Raw genomic sequence first — 26654 nt, forward strand, 5'->3', positions numbered from 1 at the left:
TCAATGCTCTTGTATTGCCGCCTCGGTCACCGCATGGAAGGTGCTGCATTGCTGGAGGTACGGAAACACGGCTTCAGCAATGGCCTTCCCGGCAGCCGTGTCACTCGGGTAGTGGACGCCAGCGATCTCGCGATTCTTCCCGATCCGCGCGGCCAGCGCCCTCAGTGCACTCTTGGCACCGGGGATAATCTCTCCCAGCGCCAGTGCCATCAGATGACTCTCCAGCGAATGTCCGCTCGGATAGGAGGCGTGCCAGGGCGACGCGACCATTGGGAAAAGCGCCGGACACACCTGTTGCGGCCGCCCGCGATTGAACCTGAGCTTGTAGTAGACGGCGACCATCAGTCCAACATGATCGGCCATCTCCAGAATCTTGATCGTATTTGGATGCGCCGACGGCGAAAGCATGAGGACCTGCGCAAAATAGCCGACAAGCCTCACGTCCTGATCGACGATCTCATCTGCCAACCTCTTGCGACGATCCATCGATGCCCCAAGCAGTTCATCGATCTCCCCGAAAATGACATCGTGATCCGTTGGCGGGCCGGCGACAGTGATGGTTTGCCAATCGGTCCTGGCAAATTCGAGCAATGCGATCTGGGCAAAAAAGTCAGGGCGCCAGGCAGACAGCGGGAATGTCGCCCCGTAATTCAAGCTACCGGGCAGGACTCCGACGAAACTCTCGAAGATCGGGAAAGGACGCGGGGGAATTCCACCACCAACGTAACCGCCGCTGACTGCGCCGTTTCCGCCACCACCGCCGCCACCGCCACCGCCGCCGCCGCCGCCACCACCGCCGCCGCCACCACCACCACCGCCTCCTCCTGCAACACCAGGCATTGTGCTCTCCATCGAGGGGCTAATAATTTGAACCGGGCTCCTGGCCCCATCAATCCGGCAACCCAGCTGCTCCTAATCGCTCGACATACAAAGACCCCTGGGGCTCTTTGAACGGACAACGGCGCGCATAGTCCGATACCCTGAAGCCGGGCAGGATGTTCTTATGGTGCTGCGAAACCTGCCGCGCTTCCTCCAGGCGACCAACCGCGACGAGGCTTGCGGCGAGGACGCGCGCGGCGTTTCCAAAACGCGGGCTGAGGGTCAAAGACTTCTTCGACCAGCGAATGGCATCGTCAAACGTTCCGTTCAGATAATGATTTTGGCCGAGCAGGCAGAAATTGAAAAAGGCCTGTTGGCCAAGTGGTGAAAGCCGGATGGCGCGCTCCGCACGGGCGATTCCGGTTGAAGCATCGCCGATGAACCCGGGGGTCCCGCTCCCGAACACCCATGCCCACGAATTGCTGGGGGATATGGCAAGAGCCCGCTCACACAGGTCCAATCCGCTGTCGTAGTCACGAAAGAACATGCTCTTGCCGTGCCCCTGTATCGCGAGCGCGAGAGCATTTTGCGGGTCTCTTTCGATGGCACAATTGGACAGCCGGATCACGTCGGCCGAATCCGCATCGAAATCCGACGACCACCCCTCCGCGATCTTGAAATTGTGCCACTTCGCAGCGAACGCGTACGGCGCCGCGTATTCGGGGTCTTCCTCGCTGGCTTTCTCGAGCAGCCCTTTGGCGCGCGAGAAGCTCGCGAAATCGAATTTGTAGAGCAGCTCAAGCGCCCGCAGGAGATAGTCATACGCATTGAGGCTCTTCGGCGGCTTTCGCAGCGCCCGCTTGATCTCTGCGCGACGCACATAGGCGGCGATCTTCTCAACGACACCAATGGCGATCTCGTCCTGGACTTCGAAAACGTCCGCGAGGTCCGTGTCGTATTTCTCGGCCCACACCACGGAGCCAGTCGCAACATCGACCAGCTCGACCGAAAACCGGAATCGCTTGCCCGATCGGCGAACGTGACCGCTGACGTAATAGCGAACGCCAAGCTTCTCGCCGATTTCGACGGGATCGATCTCGCGCTGACGAAACGGCATCGTCGACCCGCGAGACACCACCAGGAGCTCCTGAATATTACTCAGGCTGACAATGATGTCTTCGACGAAGCCTTCGGCAAAATAGCTGTCGTCAACCTCCGAAGAGCTGTTCGCAAACGGAAGAACGGCGATCGAGGGCAGTTTGGTTCGTCTCGAGGATTTGGTGGAAGCGCCGATCACCGTGCGGCGGTCCACTCCCGGCGAGAGCAGGAGAAAGGCATGAACCGGCCGCGACAGGTTCTTGAGATGAAGCTCACCCAGGTCGTCAAACTTGAATTCGCTCAGATCGGCGACTACTCGCAAAAGGGCCGACGACACCACAACGCCGCCCGCGGGAGCGACAGATTGCAAGCGTGCTGCGATATTGACACCATGGCCGTAGACATCGTTCAGATCAAAGATGACAGGCTCCCAATGGACGCCGATGCGAAAGGCTATGCGGCGCTCGGGAGGTTGCAAGGTTTCAAGCCCGGTGACTTCACGCTGCAACTCGGAGGCACAGCGAAGGGCATCGAGCGGGCTCTCGAACACCGCGACGAAGCCGTCGCCGGTGTTCTTCACAATCTCGCCTCGTCGACCGATCAAGGCCGGATCGATGACGCTCACGCGAAGAGCCCGATAGCGACTATGCGTCTCGACCTCAGCAGCTTCCATAAGTCTGGTATAGCTGACGACGTCCGCCACGAGGACGGCGCGGAAAGGTCTTTCGAATTCGAGGATCGTACCGACTTGGGAATTAAAGTCCTGTTCGGCAGCACCAACCAACCTCGCACCACTGTCGTTGGCGGTGTTCGGCGACGACGGGGGGACGCTCGTAGGCTCCGACTTCATTGATCCCTCAGCGGCGAATAAAGCCTCTTGCCGAGCAGAGTCTCGTCGTTGAACCAATCTGCAACACGCTAAACGCAATTCGGTTGAGGCGCTACCAAAATCACCCGAATGGCTCGGAGCGGCAGCGCCACAACAAGTCGCGGCGGAGAGTAAGAGGGCTTCTTCGGATTACCTCGTCTTGGCGATGAGCGGCTCGCGCCGGAATAAGGCGCCCAATCAATGCACGCTACCTTTCGAATTCCTTTTGAATTCCTTATGAATTCCTTCTGAATTTCGACAGCATTCGCGAATTCTCACTTGCGCCGGGCCCCGAAGTGGAAGCCCTCGCGCCGGGCGCGATGGCAAAAGGTCGCGCCGACCGCCTCAACCGCCAATACACTTTGGTGCAGCTATGCAACTGTTCTACCCTCAGGCGTGTCGACCCCGTCTGTAGAGTGGATAGCGAAAGTCGCCGGAAGGCCGAAGCGCACCGATGAGGCCGCAGGTTGGTGCGCGACGCGTCCGGATCGCGCCACCCGTAAATCGGGACGCTGATATGCGGCATGCCTTGCATCGCGCCTCCGATGTTGACGCGAGCTGGTGCAGGTTTAAGTACGACGACAAATCTTGCAGGGGTGGCGACGTTCGCTGGGCTGGTTCCCGTTGACGCCACCAATGCAGGACACATGACGACCTCGCCTCACGCGACCTCGCCCCGCGCCTCAGCGCCGCCTCACCTCGCCATCGTCCTGTTCTCGCTCGCGATGGGTGGCTTTGCGATCGGAACCACCGAATTCGCATCGATGAGCTTGCTGCCGTTCTTCGCTGCCGACCTCGGGATCGACGAGCCGACCGCGGGGCACGCGATCAGTGCCTACGCGCTCGGCGTGGTGCTGGGCGCGCCGCTGATCGTCGTGCTTGGCGCGCGGTTCGCCCGGCGCACCCAGTTGCTGACCCTGATGGCCGTGTTCGCGCTCGGCAACGCGCTCACCGCTCTCGCGCCGGGCTTCGGCTGGATGATCGCGGCTCGATTTCTGTCGGGATTGCCGCATGGCGCCTATTTTGGCATCGCCGCGCTGGTCGCGGCCTCGCTCGTTCCGCAACACCGCCGTTCGCAGGCGATCGGCCAGGTGATGCTCGGCCTGACCTCTGCCACGATCATCGGCGTGCCCTTGGCCAATCTGATCGGCCAGGCGATGGGCTGGCGCGCGAGCTTCGGCCTCGTGTCGGTGCTGGCGTTGATCACGGTCCTGCTGTGCGCGCTGTTCGCGCCGCGCGATGCGGCCGGCCGGTCCGATCCGCTGCGCGAGCTCGGTGCGCTCCGAAACGGCCGCATCTGGATCACGCTGGCGATCGGCGCCATCGGCTTTGGCGGCATGTTCGCCGTCTATACATATCTCGCGACGACGCTGATTGAGGTCACCAAGGTCAGCACCGCGGTCATCCCGTTCTTCCTCGCCGTGTTCGGCATCGGCGCAACGCTCGGCAATCTGTTCGTGCCGCGCTTTGCCGACCGCGCCTTGATGCCGACGGCGGGCGTGATCCTGCTGTTTGCTGCGGTCGCGCTGCTGGTGTTTCCGCTTGCCGCCGGCAATCCCTGGCTGCTTGCGGCCGACGTCTTCGCGATCGGCGCCAGCGTCTCGCTCGGCGCCATCCTGCAGACGCGGCTGATGGACGTCGCAGGAGACGCGCAGGCGCTCGCTGCTGCGCTCAACCATTCGGCGTTCAACACCGCCAATGCGCTCGGCCCGTTCCTGGGCGGCCTTGCCATTCGCGAGGGGCTGGGCTGGACCTCCACCGGTCCCGTCGGAGCCTCGCTCGCGCTTCTTGGCTTCCTGATCTGGATCGTCGCCGCGCGCGAGGCCCGAGCCGCGCCGGTCGAGGACGCCTCGAGCGACGCTGCCTTGCTGAAGGACGCTCCCGCGCGGCCGGCGCCACCGCTGGCGCCGGATGACCGAAGCCGTTCGGATGCCGTCAGGGATCCGGTGGCTTAGCGGCAGCTCAGCTTTGCCAGGGCGTATTGCGGATGCGCGTACACACGTTCGGCTTGTGGAAGCTGGGATCGTGATCCTGGATATAGTCGAAATTGACGGTCCCGAATGTCGTCTGCGGCTTCTTCAGCGCTGAGCAGGTCTGCACCTTCAGAAACTCGTTCTTGAAATCGCCGCGCGGGAACGCAGCGATCACCTGATCGCGCTGCTCCGGCGTGTACTCGTCATATCCAACGGCCCCGACGTCCACCACAACTCCTGCCCTCGTGAGGGCGATTTCCGGTCTCATATATTCCGGAATGCCGGGTGTGGTGTGCAGCGCAATCGCGTCCCAGACCAGATCGGCCTGCGGCTCGGCGATGCCGCGTGCCCGGAGAAAGTCCCGCGCGGCGTCGGCACCGTCGACCTCAAATCGCTTTGTTTCGGTGTGGTAGTGATCGACCAGGCCGAGGTCGTGAAACAGCGCCGCGACATAAAGCAACTCGGAATCGAATTTCAGCTTCTGACGCAGCCCCTTCATCGCGCCGAACACGTAGACGCGGACCGAATGGTTGAACAGCATCTCGTCTTCGTAGCTGCGCACCAGCTCGGCGGCCTCGCGCGCCAGCTGGCTGTCGGGAATTTTCACGCCGGAAATCACGCTCGTCATTTTCTAACTCCTGCCTTGCATTGACGTCGGCCGATGCCGTTCGTGGCCCGTCAGGCTGTCTTCTCGACGGCGGCCTGCGGCGTCTTACGGAAGCTGATCGCCATACGATTATACGTGTTCATCAGACCGATCGCGATGGTGAGGTCGACGAGCTCGCGCTCCTCGAAGACCCCGCGCGCGGCTTCATAGGCCTGATCCGGCACGCCGGTATCCGCGACGCGGGTCACCGTTTCGGCCCATGCGAGGGCGGCGCGCTCGCGCGCGTCGAACAGATTGCCGGCTTCCTCCCACGCCTGCAGCAGAGCGAGCTTTTCGATCTTCGCCCCGCTCTTGAGCAGATCGCGCATATGCATGTCGAGGCAGTAGGCGCAGTTGTTGATCTGGGATACGCGCAGATAGACGAGGTTGATCAGCGCCGCAGGAAGATTGCTCTGCATGATGTAGCCGTACACGCCGCCCAGCGCTTTCACACCCGCCGGCGCGATACGGTCGTAGTCGAGACGCCCTGTCATTGTCCTGCTCCTTGATGATCGATGCCCGGCCCGTGTCTCTGCCATAAATGCCCCTGCCCTGGTCCACAAAAAAGCACCAAGAACGCACGAAAATCGTGTACCAAGGGGCATGACCAAACCGCTGCGGCTGGAACTGGATCGCTCTGCGAAGACGCCGCTGGCCGAGCAGATCCATGGGGGCATCAGGGCCGCCATCGCGAACGGCGTGCTCGCACCCGGAGCGCGTCTGCCCTCCTGGCAGGACCTGGCAGCCCAGCTTGGCGTCGCGCGGGGCACCGTGCGCGCGGCCTATGAAAAGCTGTCCTCCGCCCAACTGATTGTCGCGTCACGCGCGACCGGCACGCATGTCGCGGATCGGCCGTCCTTTCCCGTTCGCAAGGACAAAGCCCCGGCGCCCGGCTCGTTCATGGAGATGTACCAGGAGCTCACGGCGGGGCCGGCAATCTTCCAGATGGGCGTGCCCGCGCAAGAGACTTTTCCTGCGACGCTGCTCGCAAGGATGCGCGCGCAGGCGGTTCGCGTCGAAATGAGCGCGCCGCCGATCTATCCGGATCCGCGCGGCGAGCTCGACTTGCGACGCGAGATCGCAGCCTACCTCGCGCTGGCGCGCGGGGTCGCGTGCACGCCGTCGCAGATCATCATCACAAGCGGTTTCAGCGGCGGCCTCGGATTGGCGCTCCGTGTCCTCGGCCTCGAGTCAAAGACGAAGGTCTGGATGGAGAATCCGGGCTTTCCCTTCACGCGGCACGGTCTCGCGCTTGCCAGACTGTCGATCGCGCCGATCCCGGTCGACGCTGACGGCATCGATGTCGATTACGGCCTGAAACATGCTCCCGACGCGGCGCTGGTTGTCGTGACGCCCGGGCAGCAGGCGCCACTCGGATCCACATTGTCGCTGGCGAGGCGTTCGCGCCTGCTCGACTGGGCCACCCGACGCAAGGCGTGGGTGATCGAGGATGACTATCTCAGCGAGCTGCAGCTCAAGGGCCGAGCCACGCCGGCACTTGCCTCGCTCGATCGCGCGGGTCGCGTCATCCACATCGGCTCTTTCAGCAAGACCGTGACCCCTGCCCTGCGGCTCGGCTTTGTCGTTGCGCCGGCCGCTCTGGCGTCGCGATTTGCCGAAGCCGCGGCGTGCCTCGCGCCGGCGCCCGGGCCCGCAGTGCAGCTCGCCACCGCCGATTTCATGCGCGAGGGCCATTATCTGCGGCATCTCCGGCGCACGAAGCGGGTCTACGCCGCGCAAGGCGATGCATTGCTGAAACAGCTTCGGACGCGCACCGCCAATGTTGCGCTTGCCGGATTGGCAGCGGTCCTGCAGCTGCCGGATGGAGCGCCCGATCTCGCCATCGCCAGGGAAGCGGCATCGTTCGGGCTGGCGCCTACTCCGCTGTCGCTCTGGTATGCGTCCACGGCTTCGGCGCGCCCCGGTCTGTTGCTGGGCATCGCCACATCTCCGCAAAAGCGGATCGAGGCTTCCTGCGACAGGCTATTCGAAATCATCGATCGTCTGACGTGACGAACGCTGTATTTCGAGAAAGCACGATGTGCCGCCCGGCGCAATAAACGCGCGTCCGCATGCCACCAAAAGTTGTAGGCGCGCCGATCATCATGTAACGTCGACGTCTATCTTCACTGCGCGTGGCCCAGTCGTTACATGCTTGCCCGTATTTTGTTTCTCGTGGCCATGCTGCTTCCATGCGCGCTGCATGCCGAGGAAACGCCGTCCGAAAATCCCGGATTTGCGCACAGGCTGACGATCTATCTTGCCAAGGGGGCACCGGACGCGTGCGGGCCCGGCTGCGACCGCTGGATCGCCATCGAGGGCGAGATCGATGGGGACGCCAGCCAGCGCATTCGCCGCTTCCTGGCCGGCGTCAAGGACACCCAGCGTCCGATCTACCTTCATTCGCCCGGCGGGAACGTGGAGCAGTCCTACGTCATCGGCCGGCTGCTGCGCAATCGCAAGGCGGTCGCGCGGGTCGGCCGGACGATCGCGACGGCGTGCGCCGCCGGCACACGGTGGACGCCGCATGCCTGAAGACCAAGGCCGCCGGCGGCGAGGTCGAGGCGGAGCTCACGACCTACCATGCGATGTGCAACTCGGCCTGCGGTTACCTGTTTCTCGGCGCGACATCACGCGAGGTCGCTCCCGACGCCGCCCTGGCAGTCCATAACTCCAGGCTGGTCCTCGTCTTTCACGGGCATCCGGCGCCGCAGGCGGTCGCGGAATACAGGCAGCGCCGGATCGCGAACGCCGACCGCGACCGCGCTGCGTTCATCGCGGCGATGGGGATCAGCCGCGAGCTCGACGGTCTCATCCGGACCGTGAAGTTCGAAAGCCTGCATATGCTGACGCGAGCCGAGCTCTATCGTTTCGGAATCGACACGCGACCGTTTGCCGAAGGAATGTGGAGGCTGGAGAAGGCAACGCGGCCGTTCATCAGCAAGATCGCGGTGGTGAAGAAGGAAAGCGGCTCTTCGTTCGGGACGATGGAATGGCGTATGTTTTGCGAAACCAGGAACCGCATGCCGCTGATGTTCGCGGGCGAGATCGACGAGGCGAGCGTCGGCAAAAGTACGATCATGATGACGGCGGACGCCGACAAGGACCAGGAGGCCGGAGGTTTTCCGGTGCGGGCCGCGAAGTACGAGATGTGGAGCGGCAGCATCGACCCTGACATGGTCAAGGCGATCATGGCGTCCCGCTCCCTCCATGTCCGGCGGACCACGCCGATGCCGGACGAAAAGGTGGACGTCGCGAAATTCGACATCGACCTGACGGGCCTGGCGTCGATGCGGACTCAGCTTGCGGCGGCGTGCTCGTCGGTCGCGGCCAAGCCGAAAGGTCCCTGGCCGGCAAGCCCTTGGCCAGCAACTCCGCTGCCGAACGTCACCGCGCCGCCTTCGACCGTGCCGTCGCCGTAAGCCCAGGAGCGCCCGATCCTTGTTGGGCGCGCACCGGCAACCTCCTGCCGTTCATCCCTCCGGCACCCCGGCCATGCGCATGCCCTCATACACACGCTCGCGCCCGGCGAGATAAGCCGGATGGTCGCTCGTCACGCGGGCCCGGTAGCGGCGGAGAGTGAAGGTCGGATTGAGCACAAGGCCGGCCTGTGCGGCGGCCCGCGCCTCGTCCGGTGAGCCGAGCAGCGACAGCGCAGCGGCGAGATAGTAATGCGGGAGGGGATGATTTCGGTTGGCCTCGATGCTCCGGCGCAGCCAGGCAACCGCTTCCACGTCGGCGCCGAGAAACAATTTGGCGAGACCGACAAACATGAACCACCGGTAGGCGTAGGAATCGCGAGGAGAGAGGCGAAGCGCCTCGCGGATATGGGCCTCGGTCTCGCTACTGCGACCGAGAAAAAACTTGGCGAGACCGATGAAGGCATGAGCGTCGGCCAAATTGTGATCCAGTGCCAACGCCCGCTCGCATTCAGCGATGGCTCGGGCCGGGTTGCTAAATGATTGGACCAGACCCAGGATGCTACGGGCCCGAGCATGGTTTGGCGCAAGGGACAGAGCCCTGGTTGAGGCTGCCTCGGCCGCCGCCAAGTGCGCTTTCCAGTCGTCGGTGACAAGATTGGCCCCAAGCGCCGCTTCAACCCGCGCCGAGCCGACCAGCGCCTCGATATTGTCGGGATCGAGTGCCAGGGCGCGGTCGAAAAAGGCCTGCGCTTGCGTCATGTATTGCGGGGTCGTCCCATTGTTCTCGTAAGCCCAGCCCTGGAAATACAGGTCCATTGCATCGGGATGGGTTGAACGTTCCGCTCGCCGCGCTTCAACCTGAATGAGCTGGGCATTTAGCGTGTTTGCGAGCCGCGATACGATCTCGTCCTGCATGTCGAACAGGTCGGCGACGGGTTTCTCGAACCTCTCGGCCCATAGGTGATTGCCGGTTTCGGCATCGATCAGCTGAACATTCACCCGAAGCCGATTGCCGCCTCGTTGCACGGAACCTTCGAGCACATAGCGGACGTTCAACTCGCGTCCGACTTGCTTTACATCGACGGCTTTGCCTTTGAAGGTGAAAGCGGTGTTACGCGCGATCACGAATGAACCACTGATGCGCGAAAGGTCCGTGGTCAGGCTGTCGGTCACGCCATCAACGAAGTAGTCCTGCTCGGGATCGCCTCCGAAGTTCGCGAACGGCAGTACGACGATGGAAAGGCGTGGCGCAGGAATCGACATCGCAACTGTCGCGGCATCGGACCGATCTGGATCAGCGGTACCCTGAAACTGTTCACCAGAATCGGCTGTGGGCGCCGCGTCTGCGGGCCGCTGCACTTCCTGCACCGTTCCAACGAAACGGAAGCCCTTGCGCTGCAGGGTTTTGATGAGACGCTGTTTTTCGCCGGAATCGCCAATCACACTCCGAGCGACGTTCAGCCGCGTCGTCAGTGCCGCATCGGACACGACACGGCCGTTCCAGATGGTCTTGATGAGGTCGTCCTTGCTTACGACCCGTTCCCTGTTGCGGATCAGGTAGTCGAGCAGGTCGAACACCTGCGGCGCAACCGAGACCACGTGCGCCCCGCGGTAAAGCTCGCGAAGGTCGGTGTCGAATGCGTACTCGTCGAAGAGATACCGCAAGCTGGCAATTCCCTGGGTGGCTTTCCCCCGTCGGTCTCTCGCGCCGGTTGCAGCGCAAGAATAAGCCGGCGGTGAAGAGAATGTAAGCAGAATGTCAAGAGCGCCCGCCCATGGCCTGCTACCATCCTCGGGACGGCACAATTTGCTCAGGAAGCAATCCATGAGCACGACCAACGGCTTGCCGTACCGCGCAGCAGTGCCCCGAGCAGCGGCTCAGGATTCAACGTAGGGCCGTCCGCTTGAAGGACCGGCAGCAACGCCACGACGCGCGTCCTCGGAATACAAACATGATGGAGACCGTGATGGCATTGAAGATCACGCGCCGCGCCTTCATCGCAACCGGCGCAGCCACCATCGCTTTGTCGTATCATGATAGCGGGTGGACGCAGACCTGGCCCTCCCGGCCGATCAAGATTGTTTGCGCCTATCCCGCCGGCGGACTTGCGGACACCCTCGCGCGCGTCTACGGCGAATACCTCTCCCAGAAGCTCGGCCAGCCGGTGATAGTTGAGAATAAGGCGGGTGCCAGCGGTTCGATCGCTGCAGCAGCCGTGAAGCAATCGCCACCGGACGGTTACACGTTACTCCTCGCCATCACCGCAACTCTGGTGCAAAGCCGCGTGCTATTCAAGACTTTGCCATACGACGCCGACAGGGACTTCGCGCTCATTTCCAGCATGTCGGCAGGATACCTGCCATTGGTCGCCTATAAGGCGACCAATGCCACCAATTTAAAGGAGTTCGTCGAATACGCCCGCAGGAACGTGACCAACGTCGGGACCTTCGGCGCAGGCTCCTACCCTCATATCGTCGTTGCAGAGCTCAACAAGCAGTACGGGCTGCAGATGAAAGCCGTGCACTACCGCGGCGAAGCGCCGATGTGGCAGGACCTCGCGGCCGGCGTGCTCCAGGCGGCGATGGGGAGTTACGCCAATGCCGTCAACGCGCTGGAATCCGGAGTTGGGAGGGCAATCGCCGTGCAGACGAGGACGCGGAGCAGAAAGCTTCCCGACGTTCCCACATTTTTCGAGCAGGGTGCCGAGTCCGAGCTCTTTGCTATGACCGGTTACGCCTTTCTTGCCGGTCCCATCGGCATGCCGCAGGACATCGTGGAGCGTGTTTCCGGCCTGATGGTAGAAGCCGGCAAGACTGACAAGATACAGAAGCTGCTCGACGCGTACGGCATCGATGAGTCCGCTCAAGGACATATCGCGTTCAGAAAGCTGTACGACAGCGAAACGCCTCCCTTGGTGGCTGCCGTGAAGGCATTGGGGCTGACGCCTGAATAGCGTGCAGATGCCGGCGCCCGTCCGCCTTGCAGATCGCCGCGGGCCAGGAGCGGACCTGTGCGCCACCGGCTCGATGGATGAACCCGTCACCTCAGGAGAACTCAGGGAACAAGCACCGCTGGCATTGGTCCTGTTGGCAGCGGTACAAACTGATTCTGCTGCCCCGGAGCCATCGCCAGGATTGCCAATGCAACTGCGAGGACCGCCAGGAGTCTGGCCATCAATCAAATCCGCTGAAGATCTTGCTGGTACGTACGAGATGATCTTGGCACTGCGCTCCTTTTGGAAAGGCAATCGTTCGACAGCGACAGGGATCGACCGGTCACAATCAATACATGCATGCCGAAGTTATCAGCACCGTGAACATGTCGACGTCGAACTCGTTCTCCAGGCTAAGTCCGAACCGCTCCAGCCATTTATCCTGAGCCAGGTAGGCCAACTTCTCTCGCGCCTGTGGGCAGACAAATTTGAGCCCTCCAACATTCTGAAGGTGATGGACCATTTCGTGTACCAGGACCGATTGGTCGGTCGGCGAAGTGCCGCCCCAATCATCAGGAAGCAGGATCGTTCTCGTCTCGTTGTCGTAAAGTGCAACGACCTCGCGCTGAGCTAGTTGCCCATCGCTTTCCATGAAGCCTTGCGAAGAAGTACGGTCCCTTGCACGCAACCTCGCAAGCTCCATCTTCGACGCAAATTCAACGACGGGACGCTGCTTGATGGCAGGCAGGTCGAAATTCGATGAGAGCCAAGTCACAATGTCATCCAACAGGCCTTCCGCAAGTTGAGCTGCATCAGAATGCAACGAAACCGAACGCGACTCGGCGGACGCGCCGCGCTCCAAAGCATATTCGCAATCGGCTTTAGAGGATGTGGCTAACGTTAGGGAGGCTATCGCCGCGACCAAGAGGAATTGCTTGAACATGACCCTCTCCTCAGAGGCTGTTCGAAAAACACTCTTCAGAAAATCAGTCGGCAGTAGAATGGCTGGAACATAGCACTTGCCTGGCGACGTCGTTGTGAACCCATTCACACCCAAAGAACTCACAACGCCGCCGGTCACCGAACATGCTGGCGAGCGGCGTACCTCGTACTTCACCGGGACACCGGCCGGCCGTTCAGCAGACGACGGAACCACGTCGCTAGTGCGTGACATCGGACATGAGCGCCAGGGCAAACCGTTCAGAAGACGTTGCTGCCTTGGCATCCCGAACTGCAGCAATCAAGGCCGTACGCCCGCTGGAATTCGGCGGACGAGCCTAGTTCGTCTTGACGAACTTGTACGTCCCCTTCTTGTGGCCAATGACCTGACTGATGCCATCGAAGTTGCTCTTGAGAGGGTCGATGGTGACGACGAGCGCGGCCTGGAGACCTTCGAATTTGCCGGTCCCACCCGTTATGTTGCAATTGTTGGGGGATGCGGGCATCCAGTCGCATTGCTCGAACAACTGGTCGCCGTCCTTGTCGACGTAAGTACAGAACCCGTGAATTTCGGCGGTCTTCGCAGACGGATCCGTCAGGCGGCTGAGCTGACAACGTCCACCCATGTTGTTGAGTACAGGATTTCCCGCCTCGTTTGAGGCTGCCATGGCTTGGTTCATGACAGCAAATTCTCTGCCGCGCCGATCGCCATCGGCTTGGGAGCAGGAATCGGCGTCGCGGTGAATATGACCGAGACGGGGCCCTCCGGCGGCATGCTCTGAGCCTGGACACTCGTCGTTGCCAGAACTGATGCGACTAAAAGCAATGCGAGGTTTGCGTGCAAAATGGCCATCGTTGACTCCCTTTGGGGTGGCGCAGAGAACGATTGCGGGCAGAGAAGGCTTTGCCTTGAGTTACTTTGCGGCCTGCTGCGGCTGGGGCGGCGGCGGTTTGGGGACCGACGTGAGCATGCGAATCTTCCATTGCCCGTCCTCACGAACATCGAGAGCGGTCCAAACAACGGTGAAGTCTATGGGAGCGCCTGTCTCGCTGTTGCCGGTAACGCGAGATTCGCCGGTGACCAAAGCCATGCTTTCTGACAATGACTGAACCTCGATCGTCTTGACCTCGAGGCGACTGACTCCCGCCTTGAAAGCGTTCTCATAGTATCTGGCATTGTCCACGACGCCGTCTTCCGTCACACGCATATAGTTCTTGGTGTAAAGCGAAGTAATCCCGGCAGCGTCCTTGTTGCTGAAGTACTGCTCGTATGCTGAACCTATCTTTCCAAGTTCTTCCTTGAGATTTTGATCTGACGCAGTCGCAGGAATTGCCGATAGTAACAGTGAGATGCATACAGCTCCGAATCCGCGCATGATGTCACTCCCTACTGTTGACGCCGCTCCAGACGAGACTTGAGACGAGGCTTGCCTCCATCCCCGTGAACTCCCGACGCCGCTGCATTTGAGCCGGCAGCCTCGTTGTTCTCCATGGACAGGAAATCTCCCTTGATCTGACGCAAGGAATTTTCTCCGCAGTCAGCGCTGCTCGAAACTTGGTTGTTCGTCTTCATGGTGGCAGCAGAGCGGCCGCGATTCCGCCGCTAAGGTCAGGCGGCCGCACGAAAAGAAAACGGGAGGTCGCCGGTATTTCAGCGTCATCTCGGCCGTCCTGGCCGATCAGGATCAATCCGGCTCCGCCATTTGCCACGTTGAGAACCACGGGCTCTCCGCTCCACGTCTTGATCGGCTGCATTCCCACGATGAGGAATTCGCCCATGGGCTGATCAAGATATTGAAGGCGCAATTGCGGACCGACCTCCGCGGCAGCAAGTTCAAGGCCGAGTTGTCGGGCCCGCGCGTAAATGACGGCCAGAGGCACGCTATCGGTTTTGAAGCCGAGCTGGACCGCGGATACCACCAAAAGCTCCACGTCCATCTTGTTAGAACTGACGGTAAATGCCGGTCGAGCGAGAACTTCCGCGGCCAACCCGCCGATATTGCAACCCACGGCATCCAATGCATTGCGCAACGCGAAGGAGTTGCCAAAAGTGCCGACCGCAATCGTCTTCCAAGTCGGAACGTCGCGGGCGGACCCGATGAGTTTTTGCGGCAAATCAACTGCACGAACTTTGCCGAGTTTCAGTTGATTCTGTAACACGTCGCGCGCCGAGCATTGTCCCCACGCCCTGGGCGCGAACTGAAACAAGGAAGCGGCACAGAGCAATGCAACCATCAAGCAATGGCTGCCCCACCTCGCGTTCAGATGGTGATGTGGTGCGGCACGATCCGCGTGGCTTGTCAGAATGCACATGTCGAAGATCGACTTGCTGCAAAGTTCAACTGAAAAAAGCCCGCCTCCGAGTCAATGGGAAGAACGGAGGCCAATGAAAAACATCGTCCGACCGCACTCAAAAGGGGGGCCGGAGGCGGGACACGATTGGCTCAACTATTCCAACTTCAAATGAACGGGCGGCGGTCCGTAAGCCCGATCGCCCGCCGCATCAAACCGAAACGGAATGACGTGCTCAAACGTAGCACCACGAGTCCCTCGGTACAATCAGCAACTCCGCCCACCAGCGTGCATTGCGATCACTCGATCGCGCTTCGCCGCGAACACCACTCTGAGGCCGCAGACGTTTGTCATAGGTCACAAGCCGCGACTGTTCGCCGCAAGCTCATCGGCGACAATCGCCCGATCGCGCCGTCGCGCGTCCGTCGGCCGCGCCCTCGCCCGCATCGCCACTCCGTATTTCACCGGGCAACGTGACGATCCCTGTGCCTATCACAATCGGCCGCGCGCAAACGCCGGAGTATTCATCGAGCTATTCTCGGCAGATGGGCTCACATCGTCAGCGTCCGACCTCAAGACGATGAATCATCGGATGAAGGGCTGCTCCATTTCGAGCACACGAGGTTGCAATCCAATGACGATCCGGCGCTGAAGCTCGTCATCTAAACGCCGGTCTCGGGCGTCGGCTCACGATCGCCTGGCGTCAGCTTTTGAGGGCCAAGCGGAGCGCAGCGATCCGTCAGAGCAACGCCGCTCGTGACCCGTCGGCGGACGTCCCTTGATCTAGATCAACCAGAACGCGGCGCTTCGCCGCTTAGCTGGCTCAACCTCCTTTGCCTGAGTTGGAGGGAATAGGAAAACACCCGCAGTGGCAGCACTACATCGCCCCACTCGGCCAATGCAGCGAATTTCTGGAGAACCCTTATGCAAAAGCATCTGTTGTCGCTTGCTGCGATCCTGTCGGGTTTGAGTCTCATCGTGTCGACATCGACCCCGAGCGCCGCTCAATCGATTTCTGCGGAAGAGGCACAAGCGATCGCTGCGGAGGCCTATGTTTACTTCTATCCGCTCGTGACGATGGACCTGACGCGCAAGCAGCTCATCAATTCCGATCCCAAAACTGCGGCAATAGGCGGTCCTCCGAACACGTTCGACAATATCCAGGCCTACCCGACCGCAGACATGAAGGCGGTGGTGCGGCCCAATTTCGACACGCTGTATTCGAGCGCCTGGCTCGACCTGACCCGCGAACCCATGGTCGTTTCGGTTCCCGATACCGGTGGCCGCTACTACCTGCTGCCGATGCTCGACATGTGGACCGATGTGTTCGCGTCGCCGGGATGGCGTACGACAGGCACCAAGGCAGCGAATTTCCTGGTCGTGCCGCCGGGCTGGAACGGAAACGTGCCGGCGGGATTCGCACGTATCGACGCGCCGACGCCTTATGTCTGGATCATCGGCCGCACCAAGACCGATGGTCCTGCCGACTATGCTCCGGTTCACGAGGTGCAGAAGGGGTACAAGATCACACCGCTATCTGGGTGGGGTAAGCCCCCGGTCGCCGTGACACAGACCATCGATCCCAACGTTGACGTCAAGACGCCGCCGAAGCTGCAAGTCGACACGATGGCAGGCGATAAGTTTTTTGCCTATGCGGCGGAGCTATCCAAGGTCCACCCGCCACACATCACAGATGAGCCGATCATCGCGCGCATGGCGCGGATAGGGCTCGAACCGGGCAAGACGTTCGATATGACCAAAGCCGATGCGACGATACGGAAAGCTATCGAGGATGCGCCGGCTCAGGCGCAAAAACTGATGGCATGGAAAGTCCCTACGCTGGCGCGCGTCACAAATCACTGGTCCATGAACACGGACACGATGGGCGTCTACGGTAACTACTACTTGAAGCGCGCGATCGTCGCGCAGCTCGGACTCGGCGCTAATCTGCCGGAGGACGCGATCTACCCGAACAGTGTTGGCGATGAAAACGGCAAGCCGCTCGACGGCGCAAACAAATACATCGTCCGCTTTGCCAAGGACGCGGTGCCGCCGGTCGAGGCATTCTGGTCAATCACCCTGTATGACGATGAAGGCTTCCAGGTTGCCAATCCACTCAATCGCTTTGCGGTGAGCAGCTGGATGCCGTTCAAGCGCGACGCCGACGGATCGCTCACGCTCTACGTCCAGAATGACAATCCGGGCGGCGATCGCGAAGCCAACTGGCTGCCCGCGCCCACAAGCCCGTTCAACCTCACCATGCGTCTTTATGCGCCAAAGTCGGAGGCATTGACCGGCGTGTGGAATCCACCCGCCATCAAGCGGGTCGATAGTGAAACCGTTGGCCGGCAGCAATGACAATGCCAAGGGAGCCCGGCTGGGCAAGGCACGCGCGGCGCATTTAAAGCGCCCGAGAAAGGGCAGAGTTGATTCCGCCGCGAAGCCTGAACCAGGATCACGCCGCCGAAGACGAACCTTCATCGAGATCGAACGGGAGGTTCGCTCCTCAAATGTCGCTCGATACATGCCTCTTGGACAGTTTACACAGCTATGGAGGTAGCCCATGCCGATCGTTCAATTTACTCGCTTCAAAACCGACAAGGTCGAGGAAACGGTCCAGATCATCCGGCAGGCAAAGAAAATCTTTGAAAAACACGGTGCCGAGTTTCTTCGGCTCTCCCGTTTCCACACCGGTCACTGGGCAGGAGAGTTGCTGGTTACGACGCGCTACTCCAATTGGGAAGTCTACGGCAAGGTGCAGGAGGCCGTGGCAAAGGACCCGGAGTTCGCGCAGCTGCAGGCTGATGGAATGAAGATTGCCGAACTGCAGGGCCGCAACATCGCCGTCAGCATCGATCTCTAGTCGGGGCGCCGCCCCGCAAACCACAATAAGCGCGGAGGCCGCCGGACATATGCCGGTGGCCTTCCCGATCTGATGACTGCGTTCTACGCTCCGACCGGCGTATAGATCACGAGCTTCAGCGCGGGATCGTCGTTGGCCTGAAAACTCGTGTGCTCGAAATGGAGCACGCCCAGAGTTGGATGAGACATCGTCTTGAGGCCCGAGGCGGTGCTGCGGATCTCGTGGGCTTCCCACCATTTGACGAATTCCGGGCTGCCCTGCCGCAGCCGCGTCAGCAACTCCGCAAAGGCGGGATCGCCGGCCCAGACGTCGTGGGTGGCGCGAAACATCGCGACCATGCGCTTGGCGACCTCCGCCCAGCCCGCGCCGTAAGCCTTGCGCGTCTGCTTGTTGGTCATCATCAGGAGCATCGTGTTGCGATCCTCCTCCGGTAACCGGCCGAACGCAAAAACCTGCTCGGCGGCTTCGTTCCAGGCCAGCACGTCCCAGCGCCGCCCGGTGATATAGGCCGGATGCGGCAGGCTCTCGATCAGCCGCAGGATCGGCGGCGGCACGATCTCGCGCGTGAACGCCCGCTTGTCGCCGTCGCGCGCCAGCGCCTTGAGATGCGCATGCTCGGTCTTGCTCAGCCGCAGCGCACGGGCGAGCGCATCGACGGTGGTGACCGACGGGCTGACGGTGCGCCCCTGCTCGAGACGGATGTACCAGTCGACACCGATGCCGGCGAGCTGGGCGACCTCCTCGCGGCGCAGGCCCGCGGTGCGCCGGCGGCTGCCCGCGGGAAGACCGACCGTCTTCGGCGTCAGCTTTTCGCGGCGGGACCGCAGGAAGTCGCCGAATTCGATACGGCGCGGGTCGGCCATGATGTTGCGCTCCGATGGAGGGCCTTCGTAATACTAGGATAATACCAGGCCTTCCTGACCTTTCCAAGGCGGCGCATATGCCCTTTCACCCGACTTTGAGGTGAACATCATGAAAGCTGCCGTACTCAAATCCTTCGGATCGCCGCTGGTGATCGAGAATGTGCCGGAGCCGGTGCTCGGCACCGGCGAGGTCATCGTCGACGTCGTCGCCACGCGCGTCCTGTCCTACATGAACGAGGTTTTCAGCGGCGAACGAAACTACGCGCTCGACCTGCCGATCATCCCGGGTCCCGGCGGCATCGGCCGGGTGTGCGCGATCGGCCCGGACGCGACCAAGCTCGCCGTTGACGACTGGGTGTTCTGCGACCCGACGGTGCGTTCGCGCGATGACATCGTGGCGCCCGATATCGCCCTGCAAGGGCTCACGGCCGCCGGCCCCGGCGGTATGCGCCTGCAACGGCATTTTCGCCACGGCTCCTATGCCGAGCGGATGCGCGTGCCGACCGAGAATGTGAAGCGGCTTGGCGCGATCACGTCCGCGGAAGCCTCGCAATGGTGCGCGCTGGGGACGGCGCTGGTGCCCTATGGCGGCTTCCTCGCCGCCAACCTTCAGCCCGGCGAGACCGTGCTGGTGAGCGGCGCCACCGGCAATTTCGGCAGCGCGGCCGTCTCCGTCGCGCTCGCGATGGGCGCGGCCTGCGTGGTCGCGCCCGGTCGCAACGACAGGATTCTGGCCGACCTCGTCCGCCGCTTCGGCGATCGGGTGAAGCCGGTGAAGCTCACCGGCAACGAGAGCGACGACTGCGAAAGCATGAAGCGCGCCGCGCCGGGGCCGATCGACTGCGTATTCGACATCATGCCGCCCTCGGTCAGCACGACCGTCGTACGCGCGGCGATCATGACGGTGCGCGCTTACGGTCGCGTCGTGCTGATGGGCGGCGTCGGCATGGCGGGCGGCGCGGGCCTCGATCTGCCCTACCCCTGGATCATGCGCAACTGCATCAGCATCCACGGCGTCTGGATGTATCCGCCGGATGCGGCGAGCCGCCTGATCGCGCTGGTGCGCGCGGGATTGTTGCGGCTCGACGAATACGAGGCGACGGCGTTCGACCTCGACCACGTCAACGAGGCGGTGGAACACGCCGCAGCGAATGGCGGGCCGTTCAGATTGACGGTGATCAGGCCATAACGGCCCCGCCGCTGCGGCGATGCGCCGTCGCAGCCGATAGGCTCGACATGTCAAATGGCTGGAAGGCGTCACCCCCGATCGTAGCCGGCCAAGGCCGGCTACTGTGCATGGGGTTGTTTTCGCAGTTTTTATTATTCGAGCTCGACGACCTGGCCGTTCGACAGCGACACGCGCCGGTCCATGCGGCCGGCGAGCTCCATGTTGTGGGTCGCGATCAGCATGGAGACCTTGGTCGCCTTGACCAGTTGCATCAGGGCCTGGAAGACGTGATCGGCCGTGTGCGGATCGAGGTTGCCGGTCGGCTCGTCCGCGAACAGCACGCGCGGCGCGTTGGCGACCGCGCGCGCAATCGCGACGCGCTGCTGCTCGCCGCCCGACAGTTCCGCGGGCCGATGGGTGATGCGGTCGCCGAGGCCGAGATAGCCGAGGATCTCCTTGGCGCGCTTGACGCTCTCCGACTTCTTCAGGCCGCGGATCATCTGCGGCATCATCACGTTCTCGAGCGCCGAGAACTCCGGCAGCAGCCGGTGCGACTGATAGACGAAGCCGATATCGGTGCGGCGGAGCTGGGTACGCTCGATGTCGGGCAGCTGCGAGGTCGGCGCGCCGTTGACGTAGACCTCGCCGGAATCGGGTGCTTCAAGCAGCCCTGCGATGTGCAGCAACGTCGATTTGCCCGAGCCCGACGGCGCGACCAGCGCCACCGATTGCCCGGCCCACAGCGCGAGCTTGGCGTTGTCGAGGATCGTCAGCGGCACCTCGCCCTGCAAGTACTGCCGCTTTATCTCGTGGAGATAAATGACCGGTACATCTTCCGCCCCCTGCTGGCTCTCCATCAGCCCCTCACTCGTACCGCAGCGCTTCGACGGGATCGAGGCGCGCGGCGCGCCACGACGGGTACAGCGTCGCAAGGAACGACAGCGTCAGCGCCATGATGACGACCGCCGTGGTCTCGCCGACGTCGATCTCGGCGGGCAGCTTCGACAGGAAGTAGAGCTCCGGCGAGAACAGCTCGGTGCTGGTCAGCCAGGACAGGAATTGCCTGATGGACTCGATGTTGAGGCAGATCACGAGGCCGACGAAGAAGCCGACCAGCGTCCCGACCACGCCGATCGAGGCACCCGTGATCAGGAAGACGCGCATGATCGAGCCTTGCGAGGCGCCCATCGTGCGCAGGATCGCGATGTCGCTGCCCTTGTCCTTCACCAGCATGATCAGGCCGGAGACGATGTTGAGCGCGGCGACCAGCACGATCATGGTCAGGATCAGGAACATCACGTTGCGCTCGACCTGGAGCGCGTTGAAGAAGGTCGAGTTGCGCTGCCGCCAGTCGACCAGGAACACCGGCCGGCCCGCGGCCTCCGTCACCGCCTTGCGGAAGGCGTCGATCTTGTCGGGGTTCGTGGTGAACACCTCGATCGAGGTGACGTCGTTGCTGCGGTTGAAATAGGCCTGAGCTTCGGCCAGCGGCATGAACACGAAGCCGAGATCGTATTCGGACATGCCGATCTCGAACACCGCGACGATCTTGTAGGGCTTGATGCGCGGCGTCGTGCCCATCGGGGTGACTGCGCCCTTCGGCGCCACCAACGTCACGCTGTCACCGGCATGCAACGACAGCTGGTCGGCGAGGCGGCGGCCGATCGCCACCCCCTGCCCGTCGTCAAAGCCCTCGAGCGAGCCTTGCTTGATGTTCTTGGCGATCGAGGTGAGGTTGTTGAGGTCATCGGAGCGGATGCCGCGCACCAGGACGCCCGAGGCGTTCCACGGCGAGGACGCCAGCGCCTGGCCGTCGACCACGGGCGCTGCGAGCCGGATGCCCTGGACCTGGCTGAGGCGGTCGGCGACGTCCTTCCAGTCGGTCAGCGGCGATTCCAGCGGCTGCACCAGGATGTGGCCGTTGAGGCCCAAAATCTTGTCGAGCAGCTCTTTGCGGAAGCCGTTCATGACAGCCATGACGATGATCAGCGTCGCCACGCCGAGCATGATGCCGAGGAAGGAGAACCCGGCGATGACCGAGATGAATCCCTCCTTGCGGCGCGCCCGCAGATAGCGCGCCGACAGCATCCACTCGAATGGCGCAAATGGCGCGGTTTGCTTGGTCTCGGTCATGGTCTCATCCATCGCTCGATAATCCCATGATTCGGGGTCAATTGTGGCCGGATTGGCGGCCGCGATATCGCGCGATGAACAATATTCAGCCGACCAGCCGGGCGACCGCGTCCGCAGGCGACATCGTCTCGCGGGAGCCGTCACTGCGCTTCTTGATCTCGACCTTGCCCTCGGCGAGGCCCTTCGGCCCGATCATGATCTGCCAGGGGATGCCGATCAGGTCGGCGGCGGCGAATTTGGCGCCCGCGCGCTGGTCGGTGTCGTCGTAGAGCACGTCGACGCCCTTGGCGGTGAGCTCGGCGTAGAGCTTCTCGCAGGCCGCATCGACCGCGGCATCGCCCTGCTTGAGGTTGAGAATCGACACGCGGAACGGGGCCACCGCCTCCGGCCATTTGATGCCGGCATCGTCATGGCAGGCCTCGATGATGGCACCTAACAGGCGCGAGACGCCGACGCCGTAGGAGCCGCCATGGATCGGCACATCGACACCGTCGGGGCCCGCAACCAGCGCCTTCATCGCGTCGGAATATTTCGTGCCGAAATAGAAGATCTGCCCGACCTCGATGCCGCGGGTGTTCACCCGCTTGTCAGCAGGCACCTCCTGCTCGAAGCGCGCGGCGTCGTGCACGTCTTCCGTCGCCGCATAGACCGAGGTCCATTGCTTGATGATCGGCGTCAGGTCGCTGTCATAGTCGACGTCCTCGCCCGGCACCGGCAGGTCCAGCACGTCGCGATTGATGAAAACGCCGGATTCACCAGTCTCCGCAAGCACGATGAACTCGTGGCTGAGATCGCCGCCGATCGGGCCGGTCTCGGCGCGCATCGGGATCGCCTTCAGCCCCATCCGCGCGAAGGTGCGCAAATAGGCGACGAACATCTTGTTGTAGGAGACGCGCGCTGCGGCCTCGTTGAGGTCGAAGGAATAGGCGTCCTTCATCAGGAACTCGCGGCCACGCATCACGCCGAAACGCGGACGCTGCTCGTCGCGGAATTTCCATTGGATATGATAGAGGTTGAGCGGCACGTTCTTGTAGGACTTGACGTAGGCGCGGAAGATCTCGGTGATCATTTCCTCGTTGGTCGGCCCATACAGCAGCTCGCGCTTGTGGCGGTCGGCGATGCGCAGCATCTCCGGACCATAGGCGTCATACCGGCCGCTCTCGCGCCAGAGGTCCGCGAGCTGGAGCGTCGGCATCAACAGTTCCAGCGCGCCGGAGCGGTCCTGCTCCTCGCGCACGATCTGCTCGATCTTCTTGAGCACGCGGAAGCCGAGCGGCAGCCAGGCATAGATGCCGGCCGCCTCCTGCCGGATCATGCCGGCGCGCAGCATCAGCCGATGCGAGACGATCTCCGCCTCTTTCGGATTTTCCTTCAGGATGGGCAGAAAGAATCGCGACAACCGCATGGCAATACTCTGGGAATCAGTGATCGCCTGCAGTGAAAGCGGATTGGGAGCGAAAACACAAGACCGGGAATGAGGAAAAGCCGCTAAGGCGGCGGAATTCCTGTCATTTTTCCGTTGCCTTCAGGTTCAGCATGAACTGCACCGGCACGCTTTAAGGTAGCCCCACATCGAGTTCGTCCTCCAGCGTGACCTTCTCGAAATCGGTCACCAGGGCGTCGATCCGCACATGCCAGCGACCGGCGAAGGGAAGCTCGACCTTGCGCACATGCCAGTAGCCGTCCGGCTCGAGCGAGGCGCCCCGCTCCATCGGCTCGATGCCGCGCTCCGGCAGGCTCAGGGTCAGCGTCACCTCCTTCGCGATCAGCGGCGTGGCCTCGCCGGTCATGAGCTGGAGCACAAAATCGTCGACGCCGGGTTTCCCAGGAGACACCAGAACCTGGAACATCGCCTTGTCGCTGTGGACGTGGATCGCCAAAGGCGTCTCGGGAATGATCGTCCGCGGCGGCGGGGTGAAGCGCCAGCCGGCGACGACGGCAAGGATGGCGAGTGCGATCGCGCCTTCCAGCAGGATCGAGCGCTTGAGCGCGGGCGTCCCATTCCCGTCCCGGGCCAGGGCCGGTGTCAGCCTGAACCGATTGAGCGCGGCGAGCGCCAGCAATCCCGTGACCAATGCAAGCTTGATCGAGAGGATGAGTCCGTAGCGGGTCTCGACCAGCGCGACCGGCTTTTCGAGCTGAACGATCGCGAGTGCGAGGCCGGTCAAGGCCAGCACGCCGACCGCCAGCGCAGCGATGCGGGAAAAGCGGTTCACGACGGGAAGCGTCGCAGTCGTCGGACTCGACACCAGCGCGACCAGCGGCGCGAGAGCACCGATCCAGATGGTGACGCCGAGGCCGTGGAGAAAGATCGCCGGCCGGGTCAACGCCTCCGGCGGGGCCGTTGCGGCGTGCCCGGTCATGGCAAGCGACAGACCGACGCCGACCAGCGCGATGATCGCAAGAGCGCGCGCATACCATGCGCTGCGCAGCGCAATCAACGCGAGCAGCATCGCGGCAATCGCAACCAGCAGCGCGGGGCCGGCGCTGGTCGCGAACGCGACTTTCCAGGGGGCGGCCGTCGCGAGAGCCGCTGGCGGCAGCCCGAGAAGATCCAGGCCTAACACCCCGAGAGAGACAGCGGCGCTCGGAATGCCGATGGCGAGCGCTACGCGTGGAACGGTCATGCCCGTCGTCGACCACGCAACCCAGCGCGCAAAGAACAAGCCTCCGACACCGACGAACAGCCCGAGATAAAGACCGACCCGCGCAAGCCAGATCAGCACGTTCAACCCGCGATCGGCATTGGCGGGAGGTTGCGTCCCCGTCGGCATGCCGATCGAGAAGATCACCGATCCCGCGACGGGATGGCCGTCCTGCGAGATCACGCGATAGCTGACGACCGCAGTGCCCTGCGGCAGGTCTGGCGGCATCGCGACCGAGATCGTTTCGCCAGACGCACTGACGCGCGCATCGTCCCTCGCCCTGCCGGCGCCGTCGATCAATTGGATTGCGCCCGGCGTTACCGCCTCGTTGAAGCGCAGCTCCACCGCCTTCGGCGCGCTCGCAAGCATGCTGCCGCTTGCGGGCTCGACTGCGACCAGCGCCGCATGTGCAGACGCGCCGGTCGTGAATCCGACAACGCAGAAGAGTGTTGCGAGCGCGGCGAGCAGGCGCATCAGGGCTTTGGCAGGAGCTTCACGCCGGGTGCCGGCGATTTGCCCTCATGCGAATGCCCTTCCCCGTCCGCCGGGATCTCGATCCAGCGGCTGACGCCGGTCTCGCACTCCTGGACGACAGGGAAATACAGCGTCGTGTTCGGCTTCAGGCTGTTGGTCAGGAAGCTGCTAATGACGAACTCGTCGTAATTGTGATCCGGCAGCTTGCCGCCGGACCAGGCCACCTCCTTGACGCCGGAGGCAAGCTTGTTGCCGTGATAGTCGTATTCATTGGCGTACTTGCCTTCGACGACGTCAACGCTCCAGCCCGCCTTTGGCATCGGCTTCACCGCGATCACGCCTTCCGGAATCTGCACCCTGATCTTCACCGTGGGCGAACCCGCGCAGCCGTGCGGCACGGCGAAGACGGCCTTGTAGTAGGAAGCAACCGTGGCCTGCTTGGTCTCGAGCGTGATATGCGCCGCAGCAGGCGACGCGGCCAGCGCGGCGATCAGGAACAGGCAGGATCTCTTCGACATGTTTGGTCCCTTCGACATCGTCACTTGATCAGGATCGGCGATTCCACACTGACATGATCGGCCTCGGAGATCGAAATTCCGAGACCCAGCATCCAGCGTCCGGGCGTCAATTGCGCGACCTTCACGTGCCAGCTGTCCTCGCCGTCGCGCGAAGCCTCGACCGGCGCGAGCTTCCGCCCGGACTGCGTGTCCACGAGCGTCACCGACACGGCTCTCGCCGCGAGCGGCGTCTCGTCCGTGGTTTCGAGCTGGATGGCGATCTCGACCGGGCCGGCGCGCCCCGGCGAGACCGTGACGTTGGCCATCGCCTTCTCGGTGTGCAGGTGCGTGAAGAAGCTGTCGTCGTCCGTCGCCGCCGCAAGCGGTGTCGCGGCAACCGACAGCAAGGCAGCCATCGCGAGCGCAAGGCCCGCGAAATTTCGAGGCGAGGTCATCGGAGACTTGATCTGTTTCATCACATCTTCATTCCCGAATGATCCGGCATTTTCTTCATCATGTGCCCGCCGTCGCCGGGCGCCTGCGCACCGACGCCCTGGACGTCGAGGGAGACGGCGACCTTGCCGGCCTTCTCGAACTCCAGCGTCACCGGTACCTTGTCACCCTGCTTGAACGGACCCTTCAGCTCCTGGAGCATCAGATGATTGCCGCCGGGCGCGAGCTTCACCGTCTTGCCGGCATCGATCACGAGCCCCTTGTCGAGCGGACGCATCTTCATCACACCGTTGTCCATCGCCATCTCATGAACCTCGGTCTTCCCCGCGATGTCGGCGGAAACGCTGACCAGCCTGTCCGCCGTTGTCCCCTTGTTCTCGATGGTGAGATAGCCGCCGGCGACCTTGGCGCCGCCCGGCGTCGCCCGGCTCCAGGCCTGCGAGATGACGAGATCGCCGGCCTTGACGTCCTCGGCCGCCGCTGGTGCTGCGCAGAGCGCGAGAGCGAACGCCGCGAGCAGCAGATCTTTGAACATGGTCTTCATATCGGTATTCCCGTTTGCAGATTG

General features: G+C 62.5%; 26 protein-coding genes. 8 read left to right on the top strand and 18 right to left on the bottom strand.

Annotated features, from left to right (window positions below):
• Together CT676_RS03215 and CT676_RS03220 are read right to left on the bottom strand one after the other, a co-directional pair.
• Nucleotides 1-840 carry a phosphatase PAP2 family protein gene (locus CT676_RS03215; protein ID WP_135213823.1) on the bottom strand — a complete coding sequence of 280 codons (840 nt, stop codon included), beginning with the start codon at nt 838-840 and terminating at the stop codon, nt 1-3.
• Between the two features lie 49 nt (nt 841-889).
• Nucleotides 890-2767, bottom strand: coding sequence for an adenylate/guanylate cyclase domain-containing protein (locus tag CT676_RS03220; RefSeq protein ID WP_135213824.1), 1878 nt, complete (start codon nt 2765-2767; stop codon nt 890-892).
• 665 nt (nt 2768-3432) lie between these two features.
• On the opposite strand from CT676_RS03220, the gene CT676_RS03225 reads away from it, so the two are divergent.
• Nucleotides 3433-4740, top strand: a complete 1308-nt coding sequence (locus CT676_RS03225; protein ID WP_167767917.1) for an MFS transporter — start codon at nt 3433-3435, stop codon at nt 4738-4740.
• Nucleotides 4741-4747: 7 nt separating this feature from the next.
• Here the strand turns inward: CT676_RS03225 and CT676_RS03230 are convergent, their stop codons facing one another.
• Complete coding sequence (locus tag CT676_RS03230) at nt 4748-5386, bottom strand: HD domain-containing protein (RefSeq protein WP_135213826.1); 639 nt, start codon at nt 5384-5386, stop codon at nt 4748-4750.
• Between the two features lie 50 nt (nt 5387-5436).
• A complete protein-coding gene (locus tag CT676_RS03235; RefSeq protein WP_135213827.1) occupies nt 5437-5898 on the bottom strand; it encodes a carboxymuconolactone decarboxylase family protein in 462 nt (153 codons plus the stop codon).
• Between the two features lie 109 nt (nt 5899-6007).
• Here CT676_RS03235 and CT676_RS03240 point away from each other — a divergent pair, with 109 nt between their 5' ends.
• From CT676_RS03240 to CT676_RS03245, 3 genes are all read left to right on the top strand, one after another.
• Nucleotides 6008-7417 (top strand): PLP-dependent aminotransferase family protein, encoded by a 1410-nt coding sequence (locus CT676_RS03240; protein WP_135213828.1) that lies wholly within the window; start codon nt 6008-6010, stop codon nt 7415-7417.
• 138 nt (nt 7418-7555) lie between these two features.
• Nucleotides 7556-7939: a hypothetical protein gene (locus tag CT676_RS45110; protein WP_244623052.1), complete on the top strand. Its 384-nt coding sequence runs from the start codon at nt 7556-7558 to the stop codon at nt 7937-7939.
• The gene (locus tag CT676_RS03245; protein ID WP_244623053.1) at nt 7903-8826 is read left to right on the top strand and encodes a hypothetical protein; all 924 of its coding nucleotides are present in this window, start codon (nt 7903-7905) and stop codon (nt 8824-8826) included. Before CT676_RS45110 ends, CT676_RS03245 begins: the two co-directional genes overlap by 37 nt.
• A gap of 51 nt (nt 8827-8877) precedes the next feature.
• Here CT676_RS03245 and CT676_RS03250 read toward each other — a convergent pair whose 3' ends face one another.
• On the bottom strand, nt 8878-10491 hold the full coding sequence (locus tag CT676_RS03250) for a winged helix-turn-helix domain-containing protein (RefSeq protein ID WP_167767918.1): 1614 nt from the start codon (nt 10489-10491) through the stop codon (nt 8878-8880).
• Between the two features lie 287 nt (nt 10492-10778).
• On the opposite strand from CT676_RS03250, the gene CT676_RS03255 reads away from it, so the two are divergent.
• Nucleotides 10779-11780, top strand: coding sequence for a tripartite tricarboxylate transporter substrate binding protein (locus CT676_RS03255; RefSeq protein ID WP_223153533.1), 1002 nt, complete (start codon nt 10779-10781; stop codon nt 11778-11780).
• Between the two features lie 328 nt (nt 11781-12108).
• Here CT676_RS03255 and CT676_RS03260 read toward each other — a convergent pair whose 3' ends face one another.
• The 5 genes from CT676_RS03260 to CT676_RS03275 form a co-directional block, all read right to left on the bottom strand.
• Nucleotides 12109-12702, bottom strand: coding sequence for a DUF6647 family protein (locus CT676_RS03260; protein ID WP_135213829.1), 594 nt, complete (start codon nt 12700-12702; stop codon nt 12109-12111).
• Between the two features lie 334 nt (nt 12703-13036).
• Nucleotides 13037-13378, bottom strand: coding sequence for a hypothetical protein (locus CT676_RS03265; protein ID WP_244623054.1), 342 nt, complete (start codon nt 13376-13378; stop codon nt 13037-13039).
• Nucleotides 13375-13551, bottom strand: coding sequence for a hypothetical protein (locus tag CT676_RS45115; protein WP_244623055.1), 177 nt, complete (start codon nt 13549-13551; stop codon nt 13375-13377). The genes CT676_RS03265 and CT676_RS45115 overlap by 4 nt, the downstream gene beginning before the upstream one ends.
• A gap of 61 nt (nt 13552-13612) precedes the next feature.
• On the bottom strand, nt 13613-14074 hold the full coding sequence (locus CT676_RS03270; protein WP_063983016.1) for a nuclear transport factor 2 family protein: 462 nt from the start codon (nt 14072-14074) through the stop codon (nt 13613-13615).
• Between the two features lie 193 nt (nt 14075-14267).
• The gene (locus CT676_RS03275) at nt 14268-15011 is read right to left on the bottom strand and encodes a hypothetical protein (RefSeq protein WP_135213830.1); all 744 of its coding nucleotides are present in this window, start codon (nt 15009-15011) and stop codon (nt 14268-14270) included.
• A 903-nt stretch (nt 15012-15914) separates the two neighbouring features.
• On the opposite strand from CT676_RS03275, the gene CT676_RS03280 reads away from it, so the two are divergent.
• Entirely contained in the window at nt 15915-17348 is a 1434-nt protein-coding gene (locus tag CT676_RS03280; protein WP_135213831.1) for a DUF1254 domain-containing protein, read from the top strand.
• Nucleotides 17349-17553: 205 nt separating this feature from the next.
• Nucleotides 17554-17853 (top strand): hypothetical protein, encoded by a 300-nt coding sequence (locus tag CT676_RS03285; protein ID WP_063983013.1) that lies wholly within the window; start codon nt 17554-17556, stop codon nt 17851-17853.
• 83 nt (nt 17854-17936) lie between these two features.
• Here CT676_RS03285 and CT676_RS03290 read toward each other — a convergent pair whose 3' ends face one another.
• Nucleotides 17937-18716 (bottom strand): helix-turn-helix transcriptional regulator, encoded by a 780-nt coding sequence (locus CT676_RS03290; RefSeq protein ID WP_085400303.1) that lies wholly within the window; start codon nt 18714-18716, stop codon nt 17937-17939.
• A 109-nt stretch (nt 18717-18825) separates the two neighbouring features.
• Here CT676_RS03290 and CT676_RS03295 point away from each other — a divergent pair, with 109 nt between their 5' ends.
• Nucleotides 18826-19905, top strand: coding sequence for a zinc-binding alcohol dehydrogenase family protein (locus tag CT676_RS03295; protein WP_167767919.1), 1080 nt, complete (start codon nt 18826-18828; stop codon nt 19903-19905).
• 131 nt (nt 19906-20036) lie between these two features.
• On the opposite strand, the gene CT676_RS03300 is transcribed toward CT676_RS03295, so the two are convergent.
• From CT676_RS03300 to CT676_RS03330, 7 genes are all read right to left on the bottom strand, one after another.
• Nucleotides 20037-20741 carry an ABC transporter ATP-binding protein gene (locus tag CT676_RS03300; protein WP_028153958.1) on the bottom strand — a complete coding sequence of 235 codons (705 nt, stop codon included), beginning with the start codon at nt 20739-20741 and terminating at the stop codon, nt 20037-20039.
• A gap of 7 nt (nt 20742-20748) precedes the next feature.
• Nucleotides 20749-22029 (bottom strand): lipoprotein-releasing ABC transporter permease subunit, encoded by a 1281-nt coding sequence (locus tag CT676_RS03305; protein WP_014494909.1) that lies wholly within the window; start codon nt 22027-22029, stop codon nt 20749-20751.
• A gap of 73 nt (nt 22030-22102) precedes the next feature.
• The gene (gene proS / locus CT676_RS03310; protein ID WP_135213833.1) at nt 22103-23422 is read right to left on the bottom strand and encodes a proline--tRNA ligase; all 1320 of its coding nucleotides are present in this window, start codon (nt 23420-23422) and stop codon (nt 22103-22105) included.
• A 151-nt stretch (nt 23423-23573) separates the two neighbouring features.
• The gene (locus CT676_RS03315) at nt 23574-25136 is read right to left on the bottom strand and encodes a CopD family protein (RefSeq protein ID WP_135213834.1); all 1563 of its coding nucleotides are present in this window, start codon (nt 25134-25136) and stop codon (nt 23574-23576) included.
• Nucleotides 25136-25654, bottom strand: coding sequence for a YcnI family protein (locus CT676_RS03320; RefSeq protein ID WP_135213835.1), 519 nt, complete (start codon nt 25652-25654; stop codon nt 25136-25138). Before CT676_RS03320 ends, CT676_RS03315 begins: the two co-directional genes overlap by 1 nt.
• Before the next feature lie 20 nt (nt 25655-25674).
• Entirely contained in the window at nt 25675-26109 is a 435-nt protein-coding gene (locus CT676_RS03325; RefSeq protein ID WP_071913414.1) for a hypothetical protein, read from the bottom strand.
• Nucleotides 26109-26630, bottom strand: a complete 522-nt coding sequence (locus CT676_RS03330; protein WP_135213836.1) for a copper chaperone PCu(A)C — start codon at nt 26628-26630, stop codon at nt 26109-26111. The genes CT676_RS03325 and CT676_RS03330 overlap by 1 nt, the downstream gene beginning before the upstream one ends.
• Nucleotides 26631-26654 lie beyond the last annotated feature (24 nt).

It is taken from the genome of Bradyrhizobium sp. MOS001, assembly GCF_004634465.1.
In the GTDB taxonomy this organism is placed as follows: domain Bacteria; phylum Pseudomonadota; class Alphaproteobacteria; order Rhizobiales; family Xanthobacteraceae; genus Bradyrhizobium; species Bradyrhizobium barranii.

Bases quoted from the DNA above. Each gene is read 5' to 3' on its own strand.
- CT676_RS03215 (WP_135213823.1), bottom strand. From the start codon at position 840: ATGCCTGGTGTTGCAGGAGGAGGCGGTGGTGGTGGTGGCGGCGGCGGT.
- CT676_RS03220 (WP_135213824.1), bottom strand. From the start codon at position 2,767: ATGAAGTCGGAGCCTACGAGCGTCCCCCCGTCGTCGCCGAACACCGCC.
- CT676_RS03225 (WP_167767917.1), top strand. From the start codon at position 3,433: ATGACGACCTCGCCTCACGCGACCTCGCCCCGCGCCTCAGCGCCGCCT.
- CT676_RS03230 (WP_135213826.1), bottom strand. From the start codon at position 5,386: ATGACGAGCGTGATTTCCGGCGTGAAAATTCCCGACAGCCAGCTGGCG.
- CT676_RS03235 (WP_135213827.1), bottom strand. From the start codon at position 5,898: ATGACAGGGCGTCTCGACTACGACCGTATCGCGCCGGCGGGTGTGAAA.
- CT676_RS03240 (WP_135213828.1), top strand. From the start codon at position 6,008: ATGACCAAACCGCTGCGGCTGGAACTGGATCGCTCTGCGAAGACGCCG.
- CT676_RS45110 (WP_244623052.1), top strand. From the start codon at position 7,556: ATGCTTGCCCGTATTTTGTTTCTCGTGGCCATGCTGCTTCCATGCGCG.
- CT676_RS03255 (WP_223153533.1), top strand. From the start codon at position 10,779: ATGATGGAGACCGTGATGGCATTGAAGATCACGCGCCGCGCCTTCATC.
- CT676_RS03260 (WP_135213829.1), bottom strand. From the start codon at position 12,702: ATGTTCAAGCAATTCCTCTTGGTCGCGGCGATAGCCTCCCTAACGTTA.
- CT676_RS03265 (WP_244623054.1), bottom strand. From the start codon at position 13,378: ATGAACCAAGCCATGGCAGCCTCAAACGAGGCGGGAAATCCTGTACTC.
- CT676_RS45115 (WP_244623055.1), bottom strand. From the start codon at position 13,551: ATGGCCATTTTGCACGCAAACCTCGCATTGCTTTTAGTCGCATCAGTT.
- CT676_RS03270 (WP_063983016.1), bottom strand. From the start codon at position 14,074: ATGCGCGGATTCGGAGCTGTATGCATCTCACTGTTACTATCGGCAATT.
- CT676_RS03275 (WP_135213830.1), bottom strand. From the start codon at position 15,011: ATGTGCATTCTGACAAGCCACGCGGATCGTGCCGCACCACATCACCAT.
- CT676_RS03280 (WP_135213831.1), top strand. From the start codon at position 15,915: ATGCAAAAGCATCTGTTGTCGCTTGCTGCGATCCTGTCGGGTTTGAGT.
- CT676_RS03285 (WP_063983013.1), top strand. From the start codon at position 17,554: ATGCCGATCGTTCAATTTACTCGCTTCAAAACCGACAAGGTCGAGGAA.
- CT676_RS03290 (WP_085400303.1), bottom strand. From the start codon at position 18,716: ATGGCCGACCCGCGCCGTATCGAATTCGGCGACTTCCTGCGGTCCCGC.
- CT676_RS03295 (WP_167767919.1), top strand. From the start codon at position 18,826: ATGAAAGCTGCCGTACTCAAATCCTTCGGATCGCCGCTGGTGATCGAG.
- CT676_RS03300 (WP_028153958.1), bottom strand. From the start codon at position 20,741: ATGGAGAGCCAGCAGGGGGCGGAAGATGTACCGGTCATTTATCTCCAC.
- CT676_RS03305 (WP_014494909.1), bottom strand. From the start codon at position 22,029: ATGGATGAGACCATGACCGAGACCAAGCAAACCGCGCCATTTGCGCCA.
- proS (WP_135213833.1), bottom strand. From the start codon at position 23,422: ATGCGGTTGTCGCGATTCTTTCTGCCCATCCTGAAGGAAAATCCGAAA.
- CT676_RS03315 (WP_135213834.1), bottom strand. From the start codon at position 25,136: ATGCGCCTGCTCGCCGCGCTCGCAACACTCTTCTGCGTTGTCGGATTC.
- CT676_RS03320 (WP_135213835.1), bottom strand. From the start codon at position 25,654: ATGTCGAAGAGATCCTGCCTGTTCCTGATCGCCGCGCTGGCCGCGTCG.
- CT676_RS03325 (WP_071913414.1), bottom strand. From the start codon at position 26,109: ATGAAACAGATCAAGTCTCCGATGACCTCGCCTCGAAATTTCGCGGGC.
- CT676_RS03330 (WP_135213836.1), bottom strand. From the start codon at position 26,630: ATGAAGACCATGTTCAAAGATCTGCTGCTCGCGGCGTTCGCTCTCGCG.